Origin of the sequence: Streptomyces rubradiris, from assembly GCF_016860525.1 — a bacterium.
Taxonomy (GTDB): domain Bacteria; phylum Actinomycetota; class Actinomycetes; order Streptomycetales; family Streptomycetaceae; genus Streptomyces; species Streptomyces rubradiris.
The window spans coordinates 4649501-4665859 of sequence record NZ_BNEA01000015.1 but is presented as its reverse complement, the minus strand read 5'-3'; the positions used below and the strand labels follow the sequence as shown (position 1 = coordinate 4665859).

Sequence of the window (16359 nt, the reverse complement as noted above, 5' to 3'; positions counted from 1 at the left end):
GTCCGGCGATACTCGGGGGAATCGCCGGACAGAGGCGCCACACGACTTGCACGTCTTTTCAGGGAGCGTGACCATGAGCAACGCCGAGAAGCAGCCGACGGACATCACGACGGTGGAGAACCACTCGCCCGCACCGCCGGTCGCCATCGACGCGACGAAGCAGCAGGGCATCCAGCCCGACCAGGCCGCCGATACGGACATCACCGTCCTGGAGAACCACTCGCCGATTGCGCCCGCTCTGGACCTGAACGCCAAGTAAGCCACCAACCCGACGGGGGATCGGCCGCGGCGGCGCGGAGGGGGAGCCGTCGCGGCCGAGGTGAGCACGGGGGGCCGAGGGGCCGGGCCTGGGGGGCTCGGCCCCTTGGCATGTCGGGGTTCGGGGGTGGGTGGTCAGGGGTGCGCCCGTAGGTTTCTCAGGTCCCCCTTCAGCACCTTTCCGCTCGCGTTCCGGGGCAAGGACCGCAGGAATCGCACCGTTCTCGGGACCTTGTAGTTCGCCATCTCCCGGCGGGACCAGGTGATCAGGGCGTCGGGGGTCAGACGGGAGCCGGGGCGGGGGACCACGTAGGCCCTGGCGACCTCGCCCAGGCGGGGGTCGGGGACGCCGATGACCGCCGCTTCCGTCACGTCGGGGTGGGTCAGGAGGAGGCGTTCTATTTCGGCGGGGTAGGCGTTGAAGCCGCCGACGACGAACATGTCCTTCAGGCGGTCGGTGATGCGCAGGTTGCCCGAGGGGTCCAGGACTCCCACGTCGCCCGTGCGCAGCCAGCCGTCCGGGGTGACGGCCTCGGCGGTGGCCCGGGGATCGCCGTCGTAGCCGCGCATGACGGTGAAGCCGCGGACCAGGACCTCGCCGGGAACGCCGGGCGGCAGTGGTGTGCCGTCGGTGTCGGCCACCCGCACCTCGGTGCCGGGGATCGCCCGGCCGGAGGTGGCGGCGATCACGGCCGGGTCGTCGCCGCGGCGGCACATCGTGACGAGGCCGGACGCCTCGGACAGCCCGTAGGCGGTGAGGACCGTCGCCACGCCCAGCTCCGTACGCAGGCGTTCCACCAGCGACAGCGGCACCACCGACGCGCCCGTCACCACCAGCCGCAGCGTCGACAGGTCGTGGGCGTGCCGGGCCGGGTGGTCCAGGAGCTGCTGGTGCAGGGCCGGCGGGCCGGGCAGGACGGTGACCGCTTCCGTCGCGATGTTCGCCAGCGCCGTCTCGGCGCCGGACACCGGCTGCGGGATGATCGTCGCCCCGCGGGTCAGGCACGCGATCACCCCGGCCTTGTAGCCGAAGGTGTGGAAGAAGGGGTTGACGATCAGGTAGCGGTCGCCGTGGCGCAGGCCCGCGAGGTCGGCCCAGATGTCGTAGGCGCGCAGGGTCTGGCCGTGGGTGGTCACCACGCCCTTCGGGCGGCCCGTCGTGCCCGAGGTGTAGATGATGTCCGACGGGGTCGTGCCCGTCAGGTGCCCGCCGCGGGCGCGGACCTCCGCCGCGGGCACGCACTCCCCGGCCGCCAGGAAGTCCTTCCAGGTGCGGAAGGACGGGGGCGCGTCCGGCGCGAAGACGATCACCTGTTCCAGGTCGGGCAGGGCCGGCAGGGGGCGGTCCGCCGCCGGGCCGGTGCCGGCCGCCCGGCGCAGGGCCGCCACGTAGGACGTGCCGAGGAAGGTGCCCGTCACGAACAGCAGCCGGGCCCGGCTGCGGCGCAGCACGTCCGCCGCCTCGGCCCCCTTGAAGCGGGTGTTCAGCGGGACCAGGACGGCACCGGCGCAGACCGCGCCGAGGGCCGCGACGATCCACTCCGCCGAGTTGGGGGCCCAGACGGCCACCCGGTCGCCGGTCCGTACTCCGCTCGCCAGGCAGGCCGCCGCCGCGCGCTCCACCCGGGCGCCCAGTTCGGCGTAGCCGATCCTGGTCCGGCCGTCGGCCACGGCCTGCGTGTCCGCGTACCGTTCGGCCGCCGACCGGACCAGTTCCGGGATGGTCTCCCACTCGCTCACGGACCGCCCTCCCCCGTGCGGAGACATCTGCTGACAGTCCGTCAGGTTAGCTGTAATCTGACGGACTGTCAGGAGAGGGGTTTCCCATGGCAGCACCAGGGAGAGCACCGGGGATCAAGGACGCCGTCGCCATCGTCGGGATCGGGCAGACCGCGTTCGCCCGGCGCCTCGCCGAGGACGAACGGACGCTCGCCTGCCGGGCCGTGCTCGCCGCGCTCGACGACGCGGGGATCGCGCCCGGCGAGGTCGACGCGCTCGCCTCCTACACCATGGAGGACACCGACGAGGTGGAGCTGGCGAAGGCCGTCGGGTTCGGGGACCTGACCTTCTTCGGCAAGGTGGGCTACGGAGGCGGCGGTTCCTGCGCGACCGTCGCGCACCTGGCCGCCGCCATCGCCTGCGGGCAGGCCACCGTGGGCGTGGCCTGGCGGTCGCGCAAGCGGGGCAGCGGGCCCCGGCCGTGGACGAACACGACCGCGCAGCTGCCCACCCCGGCCCAGTGGACCCGCCCCTTCGGGCTGCTGCGGCCCGCCGACGAGGTCGCCATGCTGGCCCGGCGCTACATGCACGAGTACGGCGTCACCCGCGACCACCTGTTCAACGTGGCGCTGGCATGCCGCAACCGGGCCAACCAGAACCCGGCCGCCGTCATGTACGACCGGCCGCTGACCCGCGAGATGTACATGACCTCCCGGTGGATCAGCGAGCCGCTGTGCCTGTACGACAACTGCCTGGAGACGGACGGGGCGCTCGCCTGCGTGGTCGTCGGTCGGGAGCGGGCCCGGGACTGCCGGCAGCGGCCCGTGTACGTGCACGCCGCCGCCCAGGGGCTGCCCGCCCAGCACCACGGCATGGTCAACTACTGGACCGACGACCCGCTCACCGGCCCCGCCTGGACCGCCGCCCGGCACCTGTGGAGACAGTCCGACCTCACCCCGCGGGACGTCGACGTGGCGCAGATCTACGACGCCTTCACCCCGCTGATCCCGCTGTCCCTGGAGGGCTACGGCTTCTGCGCGCGCGGCGAGGGCGGCGCCTTCACCGAGCGGGGCGCCCTGGAGACCGGCGGCCGGCTGCCGGTCAACACCGGCGGGGGCGGGCTCGGCGAGGCCTACGTGCACGGCTTCAACCTGATCACCGAGGGCGTGAAGCAGCTGCGCGGGACCAGTACCGCCCAGGTGCCCGGCGCCGCCACCTGCCTGGTCACGGCCGGTGAGGACGTGCCCACCTCCGCCCTGCTGCTGAGGAGCTGACCGCCATGCTGACCCCCGTCACCGACGCCGACGGCGCGCCTTTCTGGGAGTACGCGGCCCGCGGCGAGCTGCGCGTCCAAGCGTGCGCCGACTGCGGCGAACCCCGCTTCCCGCCCCGGCCCTGCTGCCCGCACTGCCGGTCCTTCGCGAGCGAGTGGCGGCCGGTGCCGGGGCGCGGGCGGGTGTGGTCGTACGTCGTGCCGCATCCCCCGCTGCTGCCCGGCTACGCGGAGCAGGCGCCGTACAACGTGGTCGTCGTGGAGCTGGCGGAGCACCCGCGGATCCGGCTCGTGGGGAACGTGGTCGCGCACGCCGGGGCCCGGCTGGACTCCGTCGATCCCGGCCGGCTGCGGATCGGCGCCCGGGTGCGGGCCGTCTTCTCCGGCGGGCTGCCGCAGTGGGTGCTCGCGTGAACGGCGTCCGCCTCGATGTCGACGAGGACACCCGGGTCGCCGTCGTCACCCTGGACCGGCCGGACCGGCTCAACGCCATCGACCTGGAGACGGCCGACGGGCTGAGGGACATCTGGCGGACGTTGCGGTTCGCGGAACGGGTGCGGGCCGTCGTGCTCACCGGGGCCGGCGAGCGGGCCTTCTGCACGGGGATCGACCGGGACGCCGTGGTGCCGCAGCCCCCGTCGCCGTACATGCAGGACGATCCGCTGCTGGACGTAGGGCCGAAGGCGAACGGGCTGTGGAAGCCGGTGGTGGCCGCCGTGCGCGGGATGGCCTGCGGCGGGGCGTTCTACCTGCTGGGCGAGAGCGACTTCGTCGTGGCCGACCCGACGGCCGTCTTCTTCGACCCGCACACCACGTACGGCATGGTCAGCGCCTACGAGTCCGCGCTGATGGCGCTGCGCATGCCGTACGGGGAGGCCGCGCGGATGATGCTCATGGGGACGGCCGAGCGGATCTCCGCACGGCGGGCCCACGAGACCGGCCTGGTCTCCGAAGTGACCGAGGAGGGCGGCGCGCTGGCCGGTGCGGTGCGCTGTGCCGCCGTGCTCGCCGGGTATCCGCCCGAGGGGGTGCAGGGGACCGTGCGGGCGCTGTGGGCGGCCCGGGAGGCGGCGCTCGCGCAGGCGTTCGCGCAGGCGCCGCACCTCGTCGCGCTGGGCAATCTGCCGGCCGCGCGCCAGGCGGAGCTGTTCGCCGGCCGGCGGCGGGAGTACCGGGTGCGCTAGCCGGCGTCACGGGGTGCGCGCCGGCCGGTGCCCGGGTGCCTCACGCGGTCCGGCCGGTGCCCGGGTGCCTCACGCGGTCCGGCCGGTGCCCGGGTGCCTCACGCGGTCCGGCCGGTGCCCGGGTGCGTCACGCGGTCCGTGCCGTGCCCGTGCCCTTCTCCGCGTCCAGCGCGTACACGCACCGGTCCTTGCTGCACGCGTAGACCACGCCGTCCTTGACCACCGGGGAGCCGGTGATCTCGCCGCCGGTCGCGAGCTTCCAGCGCAGCCGGCCGTCGTCGGCCTTCAGGGTGTACAGGAGGTGGTCGGTGGAGCCGAAGTGGATACGGCCCTCGGCCACGGCGGGCGCGCCCACGACGTCGCCGCCCGCCTGGAAGCGCCACTTGGGGGTGCCGGTGACCGCGTCCAGGGTGTACAGGCCCTTGCCGCTGCCGACGTGCACGTGCCCGGCGGCGACCAGCACCGGCTCCACGGAGGAGCGGGCCTCGGTGGCGATGCGCCAGCGGTCGCGGCCGTCGGCGGCGTCGAGGGCGTAGACCGTGCCGAGGTAGTCGGCGAGGTAGACCCCGCCGCCGGTGACGGCCGGGCCGGGGGCGAAGGCGGGCGGGCTGAGGAAGACCGCCGGGGCCTCGAAGTGCCAGCGCACCCGGCCGCTCACCGCCTCCACGGCGAGGACGCGGGTGCCGGCGCTGATGTAGACGCACCCGTCGGGCGCCGGGGCCAGGCGCACCGGGACGCCGCCGCAGGAGGCCGCGTCGCCGATGGGGTACGACCAGCGCTCCTCGCCGGTGCGGGCCTCAAGGGCGCGCAGCCGGGCGTCCTGCCAGACGTAGACCGTGCCGTCGTGCACGACCGGGCCCGCCTCGGGGGACTCGAAGTCGGTCTGGCAGCCGGTGATCTCCCACAGCTTCCGCCCGCCGGTCGCCTCCCACGCCTGGACGCCGCCGCCGCGGGTGCCGGTGACGACCGTGCCCCGGTCGGCCTTGAGGCAGTACACCCAGGCGTCCGTGGGCAGCCGCCACAGGTCGGTGCCCTCGCGGGCGTCCAGCGCGTACAGGGTGGGGCCGTCGGAGGCGTGGATGCGGCCGTCCGCCACCGCCATCGACCAGGCGACGTCCCGGGTCTTGAAGCGGCGGCGGCCGGTGGACACGTCCAGGGCGTGCACCTCGAAGGAGGTGACGTAGACCAGGTCGCCGGCCACGGCCGGGGTGCCCCACACGTCGTTCGACATGCGGAACCGCCAGGGCCGCCAGCCGCTCGCGGGCTCCGGGGGCGCCGGCGGGACGGGCGGTACGGCGGGGTCGGCGGTGGCCACGCCGGGGCGGGGCCGGGACCAGCTGGCCACCAGGCCGGCCTCGGGCGGCGGCGCCTTGACGGCGGCGGCGCGGGCGTCGGCGACCCGGGGGCCGGGGCCGATGGGCACCGAGGCGCCGGCCAGCCGGACCGGGCCGGTGTCGGGGGCGCCGGCCGGGACCGGCACGGGGGCCGAGGGCGCCACCGGCATGGGCACGGGGGCCGAGGGGGCCGCCGGTACGGGCGCGGGGCCCGGCATGGACACGGGCGCCGGGGGCGGTACGGGGACCGGGGGGTCGTACGGCGGGGGCGGGGGCGCCGTCTGCCGGACGGCGCCGCGCGGGCCGCCGGCCGGGGCCGGGGCGGGCCGGCCGGCGGGGCGTCCGCCGCGGCGGGCCTCGATCAGCGCGACGGCCTTCTCCGGCAGCCAGGCGGAGGCGGTGCCGCTGTCGTCGGAGCCGGAGCCGAACAGGTGCGGGGCGAGCTGGGCCTGGAGGTCGGCCGGGGTGGGCCGGGCGGTGGCCTCCATCTGCATGCACGCCTCGATCAGCGGGCGCAGCTCCTCCGGCAGGCCGGTGAGGTCGGGGCCCTCGCGCAGCAGCATGAAGACGGTCTCGACCGGGTTGGCGCCGTGGAAGGGCGGGTGTCCGGTGGCGGCGAAGACGAGGGTGGAGCCGAGGGAGAAGACATCGCTGGCGCCGGTGACGCTGCGGGAGTCCTTGGCCTGCTCCGGAGACATGTAGGCGGGGGTGCCGACGGCGACGTTCGTCATGGTCAGCCGGGTGTTGGAGACCCCGGAGGCGATGCCGAAGTCGATCACCCGGGGGCCGTCCTCGACCACGAGCACGTTGGAGGGCTTCAGGTCGCGGTGGACCAGCCCGGCGCCGTGGATGGACTGCAGGGCCTCGGCCACGCCCGCCGCGAGCCAGCGAACGGCCTGCGCCGGCAGCGGCCCGCACTCGTTCACTATCTCTTCCAGCGAGGGCGCGGGGACGTAGGCGGTGGCCAGCCAGGGCACGGCGGCGCGCGGGTCGGCGTCGACCACGGCCGCGGTGTAGAAACCGGAGACCGCGCGGGCCGCCTCCACCTCACGGGTGAAGCGGACCCGGAAGAGCTGGTCCTCGGCCAGTTCGGTACGCACCGTCTTGATCGCCACGCGCCGGCCGGACGCCGAGCGCGCGAGATAGACCAGCCCCATGCCGCCGGCCCCCAGCCGGCCCAGCACCTCGAACGGCCCGATCCGCCGCGGATCGTGCTGCGTCAGCTGATCCACCACTTGCCTGCCACCTCCCCGTACGAGCCGCGCCACCCCATATGTACGCGACCGAAGTGCAGCGTCTCACCACCGCACCGCCATGGCGGCACGCACCCCGATTCTTCCTGGCCGGGCGGCTGGTTGCGAACCCGGTGACAGTCGGGGTGTCTCACATTAATTCATCCCAAAAGCGGATGGATCACCGCTGGAGCAGCGCGAACGAAGCCCCCTGATTGTCGGTGACGACGGCCACCGTGCCGTACGACGTCGTGAAGGGCGGCGCCTGCACCCGGCCGCCGAGCCGCTGGACGGCCCCGAGGGCGCCGGCCAGGTCGGTGACCCCGAAGTGGGCGACGAAGTGCGGGGGCATCTCGGCCGGGAACACCTCGGTGACGTCCGCGCGGCCGAAGTCGGGCGCGGCCCCGGAGCCGAACAGGGCGTCGTGGAAGAGGTCGCCGTAGAAGGCGTTGGCGGCGGCCGTGTCCCGGGTGTACAGCTCGGCCCACACGAAGGCGCCCGGCGCGCGCCGCCGCCCGAAGCCGCGGTGTGTGCCGGGCTGCCACAGGCCGAACACCGCGCCCCCGGGGTCGGCGGCCAGGGCGGCGGTGCCGAGGTCGCCGACCGGGTACGGGTCCGTGATCATCCGGCCGCCGGCCGCCGTGAGCCGCCGGGCGAGGGCCCCGGCGTCCGGGGTGGCGAAGGAGACCGTCCAGACGGTGGGCATGCGGCCGTCCGTCTTGGGGGCCAGCGCGGCGACCCGGTCCCCGTCCAGCAGCGCCCACACCGCGGAGCCGTACGCCTCCTGGAAGGTCCACCCGAAAAGCTCACCGTAGAACCGCTTGCCCGCCTCGACGTCGGGCAGTTGGGCGTCGACCCAGCAGGGGACGCCCTCCCCGTATGTCTCTTCGTTCGTGGATGCCCTGTTTTCGGCCATGCGGCAAAAGTAACCGGGACACGCGCACGCCGCAGACCAGGCACACCACCCCCGATCCCCCCGCGCACCCCATTTGCAGTCGGCCGAATCGCGCTCCCATCACCCCTCGGTAAGCTGACGGCATGACAGGACAAGTGCGTACCGTCGACGGCCGCGTGGCCGGCCGGCGTGGGCAGGCGACCCGGCAGAAGCTGCTCGACTGCCTCAGCGAGATGCTCAGCTCCTCCCCCTACCGGGACGTCAAGGTCATCGATGTCGCCCGGAGGGCGGGCACGTCGCCCGCGACCTTCTACCAGTACTTCCCCGACGTCGAAGGCGCCGTCCTGGAGATCGCCGAGCGGATGGCGGCCGAGGGCGCGGGGCTGACCGAACTGCTCGAAGGTCGCACCTGGACCGGCAAGTCGGGCTGGCAGACCGCGCAGGAACTCGTGGACGGGTTCCTGGACTTCTGGCGCCGCAACGACGCGATCCTGCGGGTGGTGGACCTGGGCGCGGCCGAGGGGGACAAACGGTTCTACAAGATCCGCATGAAGATCCTGAACTCGGTCAACAACTCCCTGGCCGACTCCATCGCGGAGCTCCAGGCCAAGGGCCGGGTGGACAAGGACGTGAACCCGGCGGCGGTGGCCGGTTCGCTGGTCGCGATGCTCGCGGCGGTGGCGGCCCACCAGAAGGGGTTCACCTCCTGGGGCGTGAAGCAGGCCGAACTCAAGCCGAACCTGGCGCTGTTGGTGCACCTGGGCGTGACCGGCAAGAAGCCGTCCAAGTAGGCGTCCGCGCCCCTCTCACCCCTTTGTGAAGATCCAAGTCCTGTCTCGCGGGCGGTGGTTCATCCCCTGAACCACCGCCCGCCGCCTATGCGGGCAGCGGACGGTCCCGCACCACGTGCTTCATCACCAGCGTCGAGGTCAGCCGCTGCACCCCCGGCAGGGTCGCCAGCCGCTCGTCGTACAGCCGCTGGAAGGCGGCCAGGTCGGCGGTGGCCACCCGGAGCAGGTAGTCCGGTTCGCCGAACAGCCGCTGGGCGTCCAGCACATGCTCCAGTTCGCCGACCGCCCGCTCGAACTCGGCGACCGTGTCCCGGTCCTCCTGACGCATCGACACGAAGACCAGCGCCTCGAAGTTCAGGCCGAGCGAGGCCGGGTCCACCACCGCGCGGTAGCCCTGGATGGCGCCGGCCCGCTCCAGTTCGCGCAGCCGCCGGTGGCAGGGGGAGACGCTGAGCCGCACCCGGGCGGCCAGCTCGGTCACGGTCAGCCGCCCGTCCTGCTGAAGCTCGGCAAGGATTTTCCGGTCCACGTCGTCCATGAGGAAGATTTTTGCGCACAACTCGTGATCACGAGCAAACTTCGGAAACACTTTCGGGTAATTCGCGCCTAATGTGCCCGACATGGACTCGGGACTGCTCTTCTCCTTCCTCGCCGTGGACCTGCTGCTGGTGTGCGTACCGGGCGCCGACTGGGCGTACGTCATCACGACCGCCCTGCGCGGCGGCCGGATACCGCGCGCGGTGGCGGGTCTGGTCTGCGGCTACGCCCTCCACACCGCCCTGGCCACAGCGGGCCTGGCGGTCCTGGTGGCCGGCTCCCCCGGCCTGCTGACGGCCGTGACGGTGGCGGGCGCGGGCTACCTGCTGTGGCTGGGCTGGGGAGTGCTGCGCCGGCCGGCGGTGCCCGGGGCGACGGGACCGGCATCCGCCCGGACGGATGCGGGCGCGGCACCGGCGACCGACGCCCGCCCCTTCCTGCGCGGTGCGACGATCAGCGGTCTCAACCCCAAGGGCCTGCTCCTCTATCTCTCCGTGCTCCCCCAGTTCCTCACCCTGCGCGGTGCGCACCTCCCCGTCCCGGCACAGACGGCGGTGCTCGGCCTGCTCCACATGGCCTGCTGCGCGGCCGTCTACCTCACCGTCGGTGCCCTCGCCCGCGCCCTCCTCGCGGCCCGCCCGGCGGCGGCCCGCGCGGTGACCCGCACGTCGGGCGCGGCGATGCTGGGCATCGGAGCGTTCCTGCTGGTGGAACGGCTGGCGACGCTCTAGCGTTCCCGTGCCTCGACGGCCGCTCCCGGCACACGCGGGGTCAGCCGGAAGAGGCGGATCTCCCGCTCCACCCGGGACTGGTACACCGCGTACGGCGGCCAGAGGGCGAGGGCCGCCTGCCAGGCCGCCATGCGTTCCGCTCCGGTGAGGAGGCGGGCCGTGACCGGGATGTCCCGGCCCCGCCAGTTGACCGTCGCGTCGGGGTGGGTGAGGAGGTTGCGGGTCCAGGCGGGGTGGGCGGGGCGGCCGAAGTTGGAGCCGATCAGCAGCCAGCCGCCGTCCGCCTCCGGTACGCAGGCCAGCGGGGTGCGGCGGGGCAGTCCGCTGCGCGCACCGGTGGAGGTGAGGATCACCCCCGGCAGCATCCGCGCACTGAGCAGCACCCGGCCCCCGGTGAGCCGGTGCACGGCCCGGTCGAGGGCGGGGATCACCCGGGGGGCCGCCTTGGCGAAGAGCCGGGTGGAGGACACCTGCTGGACGAGGCGGAGACCGAGGGGTCGTTCACGCTGGGCGAGTGGCTCGGGGCCGGTGGCGCGGGGCTCGGGGCCGGTGGCGCGGGCCATCAGACGACCACCTCGCCGCCCGCGCAGGGCCCCGCGGGCAGGCCGTCCGGCTGCCACCTCCCCGGCATCCCGACCGCACCCGCGCCCGCCGCCCCACCAGCCGAAGGCGTCCCCACCACCGCACCGCCCACCCACGCACCAGCGGCCCCTCCCCCCACGCGCGACCCCGCTCCCCCACCGCCCATGAGCAAGCCCGTCCCCTCACCGCTCATGAACAACCCCGCCCCCTCGCCCCCCGTGAACAACCCCTCCCTCTCGGCCGCCCGGGCGCGCAGGCGGTGGGGCGGTCCGAAGAGGAGTTCGTCGGCGGCCGCTCGTTTGAAGTAGAGGTGGGCGTCGTGTTCCCAGGTGAAGCCGATGCCGCCGTGCAGCTGGACGGCCTCGGCGGCGGCGTGCCGCAGGGCCTGAAGGCACTGGGCGAGGGCGAGGCCGCCCGCGCCCGGACCGCGGGCCGCCGCCCACGCGGCGTGGTACGCGGTGGAACGCGCCGCCTCCACGGCCACGTACACGTCCGCCAGCCGGTGTTTGACGGCCTGGAACGAGCCGATGGGCCGCCCGAACTGCCTGCGCTGACAGGCGTGTTCCACGGTCCGCTCCAGCACCCGGCCGGCCGCCCCGACGGCCTCGGCGGCGAGGACGGCGGCCACGGTGTCCCCCGTCGCGGCGAGGGCGGGGAGCACGTCGGTCTCCTCGGAGCCCAGCAACTCGGCCGGCACGTCGCGTAGTTGGACGCGACCTTGCGGCCGGGTGGCGTCCAACGCGGTCTGCCGGGTCCGGGTCAGGCCCGTCGTCCCGGCCGGCACCAGGAACAGCAGGGTGCGCGAGCGGGCGAAACCCCCGGTGTGCGCGGCGACGAGCAGCAGCCCCGCGCTGTGCCCGTCCAGTACCTGTGCCACCTCGCCGTACAGCCGCCAGCCGCCGCCCGCGCGCCGCGCCTGCACCCCGCCGGCCCGGCCGCCGCCCGCACGGTAGCCGTCGTTGGCGCCGGTCAGGTCCAGGGCGGTGGCGAGGGCGGGCCCGGCGACGGCGAGGGCGGCGGTGAGGGAGCCGGTGGCGAGGCGCGGCAGCAACTCCGCGCGCTGGGCGTCGGTGCCGAGGGCGAGGATCAGCGGGGCGGCGAGGACACAGGTGGCGAGGAGCGGGGAGGGGGCGAGCGCCCGGCCCGTCTCCTCGCAGGCCAGGGCCAGTTCGGTGACCGAGCAGCCGACACCGCCGCAGACCTCCGGGAGGGCGAGGCCGGGCAGGCCGAGGCCGTCGGCGAGGGCGGACCACAGCTGAGGGTCGTAGCCGGACGGGGAGTCGACGGCGGCCCGGACCGCGGCCGGACCGCAGCGGTCGCCCAGCAGCTCCCTCAGGGTCCGGCGGATCTCCTGCTGCTCGGCGGTGAGGCGCGTGTCCATGGCCTTCCCTCCTCATCTGACGGGGCGTCATATTAGGTGGGTCGCGGCGAGAAGCCCAGAGGGAGGAGTCCGCTCATGAGCCACGGGAGCCGGAGGGTGGCGGTGGTCGGCGCGGCCCTCGCCGACTGCGGGCGGCTGGACGACGCCACGCCGTACGCCCTGCACGCCCAGGCGGCCCGCCGGGCCCTCGCGGACGCCGGTCTGGACCGCGCCCGGGTGGACGGCTTCGCCTCGGCGGGCCTCGGCACGCTGGCGCCGGTGGAGGTCGCCGAGTACCTGGGCCTGCGCCCCACCTGGGTGGACTCCACCTCGGTCGGCGGCGCCACCTGGGAGGTGATGGCGGCGCACGCGGCGGACGCGATCGCGGCGGGCCACGCCCGGGCGGTGCTGCTGGTGTACGGCTCGACGGCGCGGGCGGACATCAAGGCGGGCCGGCGTACCGGCACGCTGTCCTTCGGTGCCCGCGGCCCGCTCCAGTTCGAGGCACCGTACGGCCACACGCTGATCGCCAAGTACGCGATGGCGGCCCGCCGGCACATGATCGAGTACGGCACGACGGTCGAGCAGCTGGCCGAGGTGGCGGTGCAGGCGCGGGCGAACGCGGCCCTGAACCCGGAGGCGATGTTCCGCGACCCGGTCACGGTCGACGACGTGCTGTCCGGCCCGCTGATCGCCGATCCCTTCACCCGGCTCCACTGCTGCCTGCGCTCGGACGGCGGCGCGGCGGTGCTGCTGGCGGCCGAGGAGTACGTACGGGACTGCCGCACCGCCCCGGTGTGGGTCCTCGGCACCGGCGAGCACGTCTCCCACGCCACCATGTCCGAGTGGCCGGACTTCACCCTCTCCCCGGCGGCGGTCAGCGGGCGCCTGGCCTTCGCGCGGGCGGGGGTCGGACCGGCGGAGATCGACTTCGCGGAGATCTACGACGCCTTCACCTACATGACCCTGGTGACCCTGGAGGACCTGGGCTTCTGCGCCAAGGGCGAGGGCGGTGCCTTCGTGGCGGGGGGCCGGCTGCGGGTACGGGGCGGGGAGCTGCCGGTGAACACCGACGGGGGCGGCCTGGCGGCCCAGCACCCCGGGATGCGGGGACTGTTCCTGCTGGTGGAGGCGGTACGGCAACTGCGCGGCGAGGCCGGGGAGCGCCAGGTGCGGGCCCGGGACGGCGCCCTGCCCCGGCTGGGCGTGGCCTCGGGCACCGGCGGCTGGTTCTGCTCCTCGGGGACGGTGGTGCTGGGCCGCGAGTGAGCACGGGACAGTGGTGCCGGGCCGGGAGTGAGCAGGGGACGGTGGTGCCAGTCGGGGGGAGCACGGGACTGTGAGGCGGTCCACCGGTGCCTGCGGGACTGGGCGCGGCACCGGCGGTGATACTCCCCCCATGGCACAGTACGATCTTCACGAACTGCTCCGCTCGCTGCGGGTCTGGGACCCCGAGGTCACCCGGCTGCCGCCGTTCGACCCGGACACCGCCCCGCCCACCCCGCTCGCCCTGTTCACGGACTGGTTCGCCGACGCGGTGGCGGCGGGGCAGCCGGAGCCGCACACCATGTCGCTGGCGACCTCGGACGAGGAGGGCCTGCCGGACGTGCGGATCGTGATGCTGCACGGTGCCGACGCGGACGGCTGGTCGTTCGCCACGCACGCCACCAGCCGCAAGGGCCGTGCGCTGGCCGCCCGGCCGCATGCGGCCCTCGCCTTCTACTGGCCGGTGCTGGGCCGCCAGGTACGGCTGCGCGGACCGGTCGCCGCCGCGCCGGCCGAGGAGAGCCAGGCCGACCTGCACGCGCGGTCCACGGGCGCGCTGGCCGCCGCGCTCACCGGCCGGCAGAGCGAGGAACTGGACTCGCTCACGGAGCTGCACCGGGCCTCCGAGGCGGCCTGGGAGCGGGCCCGGGAGAACCCGGCGGAGCCGTCGCCGACCTGGACGCTGTACCGGCTGCGCCCGCAGACCGTGGAGTTCTTCCAGGGCGACCCGCAGCGGCGGCACGTACGCCTGGAGTACCGCAGCACCGGGTTCGGCTGGAGCCGGGCGCTGTTGTGGCCGTGAGGGGCCCGCGTCCCAGCGACCGATGGGCGCGCGTGCTCCGTCAGAGCGGTGGCACCGCCGGCCGGAACACCGGAATGCCCTCCCGGAAGGTCACCGTCAGCGGCATCCCGGCCCGTACCGCGTCCGGTGGGCAGTCCACCAGTTCCGTCATCATCCGGGGGCCCTCGGCCAGGTCGACCACCGCGGCCAGGTAGGGGGTCCGGGCGGTGAACGGCGGGAGGTCGTTGTGGTGGACGGCGGACCAGGTGTAGAGGGTGGCCCGGCCGGCCGCGTCCTCCCAGGTCACCTCCTCGCTCCAGCAGTGCGGGCAGAACTCCCGGGGGTAGTGGTGGGCCCGGCCGCAGACCCCGCAGCGGCGGATCAGCAGCCGGCCCCGCGCCGCCGCTTCCCAGTAGGGGCGGGTGAGGGCGTCGGGCTCGGGCAGGTCGGGGCGCGGGCCGGTCGTCACAGCCACCCCAGCGCCGCGTCGAGCGACCAGGTCTGCCAGGACACGCCGAAGAGGCCGACGGCGGAGATCAGGGCCATCATCGAGTTCTGGCCCTGTTCCGCCCAGTCGTGGATCATCAGCACGAAGTAGACGGCGTTCAGCAGCAGGCCGCCGATCAGGGCGGCCGGGGTCAGGAACCCGGTGATCAGGCCGAGTCCCAGGGCCAGTTCGGCGTAGGCGACGACGTAGGCCATCAGCTTCGGGCGGGGACCCACCACCGTCTCGAAGCCCGCTCGGACCGGCGCCCAGCGGTGTCTCGCCGCCACGTCCGCGGCCCAGGCGATGCCGCTGCCCCGCTCGAACCACGCCTTCTTGTCCTTGTGCCGCCAGCTCTCCAGCCACCACAGGCCGAGACCGATCCGCAGCACCGCGAGCCACTGCGCGCCGTCGAGCCATATCGAGTCCATGAATCTGACGGTACGTCAGACCGCTGAGGATGCCCACCCGCGAGTCGGCCCGCTCCAACGGTCTTGCGGGGCCGGTTCGTTCACATCCGGCGCCCCCTTCCCGTACACCCGTGATCAATCCGCAACCAATTCCGGGCTTGACCGAGACCCATCAACCGGGTGGGTGGTTACGCTCCCGCTCATGGCCGCCTCCCACCCCGCCGACGTCCCCCGTCCGCCGGTCCCCGCCGACCCTCCGGTCTATGTGATCGGCGCCGGACCGGGCGGCCTGGCCGTCGCCCGGGAGCTGCGGGAGCGGGGCGTGCGGGCCGTGGTCCTGGAGAAGTCCGACCGGGTCGGCGCCTCCTGGCGCGGCCACTACGACCGGCTGCGGCTGCACACCACCCGGCGGCTGTCCGCGCTGCCCGGCCTGCCGATGCCCCGCAGGTTCGGGCGGTGGGTGTCCCGGGACAACGTGGTGCGCTACCTGGAGAAGTACGCCGAACACCACCGGCTGGAGATCGTCACCGGGGTCGAGGTGCACCGCGTGGAGCGGACCGCGGACGGCGCCGGGTGGCTGCTGCGCGCCTCCGGGGGGCGGGAGCTGACCGGCAGCGCGGTGGTCGTCGCCACCGGCTTCAACCACACCCCGCGGCTGCCCGACTGGCCGGGCAGCACGGAGTACGCCGGGGAACTGCTGCACGCCGCCCGGTACCGCGACGCCACTCCCTACCGGGGGCGGGACGTGCTCGTCGTCGGCGTCGGCAACACGGGCGCGGAGATCGCCGTGGACCTGGCGGAGGGCGGGGCCGCGCGGGTGCGCCTGGCGGTGCGCACGCCCCCGCACATCCTGCGCCGCTCCACCCTCGGCTGGCCCGCCCAGTACACCGGCGTCCTCGTCCGGCGGCTGCCGGTGCGGCTGGTGGACCGGCTCGCGGGGCCCGTGGGGCGGCTGAGCACTCCCGACCTGTCCGCGCACGGGCTGCCGCGCCCGGACACCGGCCTGTACAGCAGGGTGAAGCAGGGCGCGATCCCGGTGCAGGACGTCGGCCTGGTCGACGCCGTCCGTACGGGCAGGGTGGAGGTCGTGGCCGCCGTGGAGGCGTTCGAGGGCGACGCGGTGGTCCTCGCCGACGGCAGCCGGATCACGCCGGACGCGGTGATCGCGGCCACCGGGTACGTCCGCGCGCTGGAGGGTCTTGTCGGACACCTGGGGGTGCTGGACGGGCGCGGCCGGCCGGTGGTGCACGGCGGCCGCACCTCCCCGCGGGCGCCCGGCCTGTACTTCACCGGGTTCACCAACCCGATCAGCGGGATGCTGCGGGAGCTGGCGATCGACGCGGGACGGATCGCGAAGGCGGTGGAGAAGTCCGCCGGGACGACGGCGGCGAAGGCGGTGGAGACATCTGCCGGTACGCCGGCCGCGAAGGCGGTCGTGAAGCCGGCCGCGAAGGCGGTCGTGAAGCCAGTCGTCAAGCCGACCGTGAAAAAGCCGAAGTAGCCCGCCGGTAACTTTGCCTCC

General features: G+C 74.5%; 17 protein-coding genes. 9 read left to right on the top strand and 8 right to left on the bottom strand.

What is annotated here, in order from left to right:
- Nucleotides 1-73 precede the first annotated feature (73 nt).
- Entirely contained in the window at nt 74-259 is a 186-nt protein-coding gene (locus Srubr_RS34025) for a hypothetical protein (protein WP_189992258.1), read from the top strand.
- A gap of 134 nt (nt 260-393) precedes the next feature.
- On the opposite strand, the gene Srubr_RS34020 is transcribed toward Srubr_RS34025, so the two are convergent.
- Nucleotides 394-1998: a FadD3 family acyl-CoA ligase gene (locus Srubr_RS34020; protein WP_373313419.1), complete on the bottom strand. Its 1605-nt coding sequence runs from the start codon at nt 1996-1998 to the stop codon at nt 394-396.
- A gap of 86 nt (nt 1999-2084) precedes the next feature.
- Between Srubr_RS34020 and Srubr_RS34015 the strand changes: the two genes are divergently transcribed.
- From Srubr_RS34015 to Srubr_RS34005, 3 genes are read left to right on the top strand one after another with little or no spacing between them, the layout of a single operon-like run.
- Complete coding sequence (locus tag Srubr_RS34015) at nt 2085-3251, top strand: lipid-transfer protein (RefSeq protein WP_189992261.1); 1167 nt, start codon at nt 2085-2087, stop codon at nt 3249-3251.
- A gap of 5 nt (nt 3252-3256) precedes the next feature.
- On the top strand, nt 3257-3664 hold the full coding sequence (locus tag Srubr_RS34010; protein ID WP_189992262.1) for a Zn-ribbon domain-containing OB-fold protein: 408 nt from the start codon (nt 3257-3259) through the stop codon (nt 3662-3664).
- The gene (locus tag Srubr_RS34005) at nt 3661-4434 is read left to right on the top strand and encodes an enoyl-CoA hydratase/isomerase family protein (protein WP_189992264.1); all 774 of its coding nucleotides are present in this window, start codon (nt 3661-3663) and stop codon (nt 4432-4434) included. Before Srubr_RS34010 ends, Srubr_RS34005 begins: the two co-directional genes overlap by 4 nt.
- 127 nt (nt 4435-4561) lie before the next feature.
- Here Srubr_RS34005 and Srubr_RS34000 read toward each other — a convergent pair whose 3' ends face one another.
- On the bottom strand, nt 4562-7003 hold the full coding sequence (locus Srubr_RS34000) for an outer membrane protein assembly factor BamB family protein (protein WP_189992266.1): 2442 nt from the start codon (nt 7001-7003) through the stop codon (nt 4562-4564).
- A 178-nt stretch (nt 7004-7181) separates the two neighbouring features.
- On the bottom strand, nt 7182-7916 hold the full coding sequence (locus Srubr_RS33995; RefSeq protein ID WP_189992268.1) for a VOC family protein: 735 nt from the start codon (nt 7914-7916) through the stop codon (nt 7182-7184).
- A 134-nt stretch (nt 7917-8050) separates the two neighbouring features.
- On the opposite strand from Srubr_RS33995, the gene Srubr_RS33990 reads away from it, so the two are divergent.
- The gene (locus Srubr_RS33990) at nt 8051-8686 is read left to right on the top strand and encodes a TetR family transcriptional regulator (protein ID WP_030611909.1); all 636 of its coding nucleotides are present in this window, start codon (nt 8051-8053) and stop codon (nt 8684-8686) included.
- A gap of 85 nt (nt 8687-8771) precedes the next feature.
- On the opposite strand, the gene Srubr_RS33985 is transcribed toward Srubr_RS33990, so the two are convergent.
- Nucleotides 8772-9224 carry an Lrp/AsnC family transcriptional regulator gene (locus Srubr_RS33985; RefSeq protein WP_189992269.1) on the bottom strand — a complete coding sequence of 151 codons (453 nt, stop codon included), beginning with the start codon at nt 9222-9224 and terminating at the stop codon, nt 8772-8774.
- A gap of 82 nt (nt 9225-9306) precedes the next feature.
- Here Srubr_RS33985 and Srubr_RS33980 point away from each other — a divergent pair, with 82 nt between their 5' ends.
- Nucleotides 9307-9954: a LysE family translocator gene (locus Srubr_RS33980; protein ID WP_189992272.1), complete on the top strand. Its 648-nt coding sequence runs from the start codon at nt 9307-9309 to the stop codon at nt 9952-9954.
- Here Srubr_RS33980 and Srubr_RS33975 read toward each other — a convergent pair.
- Nucleotides 9951-10517 (bottom strand): nitroreductase family deazaflavin-dependent oxidoreductase, encoded by a 567-nt coding sequence (locus tag Srubr_RS33975; protein WP_189992274.1) that lies wholly within the window; start codon nt 10515-10517, stop codon nt 9951-9953. The genes Srubr_RS33980 and Srubr_RS33975 overlap by 4 nt on opposite strands.
- Nucleotides 10517-11917 (bottom strand): acyl-CoA dehydrogenase family protein, encoded by a 1401-nt coding sequence (locus Srubr_RS33970; protein WP_189992276.1) that lies wholly within the window; start codon nt 11915-11917, stop codon nt 10517-10519. Before Srubr_RS33970 ends, Srubr_RS33975 begins: the two co-directional genes overlap by 1 nt.
- Before the next feature lie 75 nt (nt 11918-11992).
- Here Srubr_RS33970 and Srubr_RS33965 point away from each other — a divergent pair, with 75 nt between their 5' ends.
- Both Srubr_RS33965 and Srubr_RS33960 read left to right on the top strand, forming a co-directional pair.
- Nucleotides 11993-13165: a thiolase C-terminal domain-containing protein gene (locus Srubr_RS33965; protein WP_189992278.1), complete on the top strand. Its 1173-nt coding sequence runs from the start codon at nt 11993-11995 to the stop codon at nt 13163-13165.
- Between the two features lie 130 nt (nt 13166-13295).
- Nucleotides 13296-13964, top strand: coding sequence for a pyridoxine/pyridoxamine 5'-phosphate oxidase (locus Srubr_RS33960; RefSeq protein ID WP_189992280.1), 669 nt, complete (start codon nt 13296-13298; stop codon nt 13962-13964).
- Nucleotides 13965-14004: 40 nt separating this feature from the next.
- Here the strand turns inward: Srubr_RS33960 and Srubr_RS33955 are convergent, their stop codons facing one another.
- Both Srubr_RS33955 and Srubr_RS33950 read right to left on the bottom strand, forming a co-directional pair.
- Complete coding sequence (locus tag Srubr_RS33955) at nt 14005-14412, bottom strand: Zn-ribbon domain-containing OB-fold protein (protein WP_189992760.1); 408 nt, start codon at nt 14410-14412, stop codon at nt 14005-14007.
- On the bottom strand, nt 14409-14858 hold the full coding sequence (locus Srubr_RS33950) for a DoxX family membrane protein (RefSeq protein WP_189992282.1): 450 nt from the start codon (nt 14856-14858) through the stop codon (nt 14409-14411). Before Srubr_RS33950 ends, Srubr_RS33955 begins: the two co-directional genes overlap by 4 nt.
- Nucleotides 14859-15039: 181 nt before the next feature.
- On the opposite strand from Srubr_RS33950, the gene Srubr_RS33945 reads away from it, so the two are divergent.
- On the top strand, nt 15040-16338 hold the full coding sequence (locus Srubr_RS33945) for a flavin-containing monooxygenase (protein ID WP_189992284.1): 1299 nt from the start codon (nt 15040-15042) through the stop codon (nt 16336-16338).
- Nucleotides 16339-16359 lie beyond the last annotated feature (21 nt).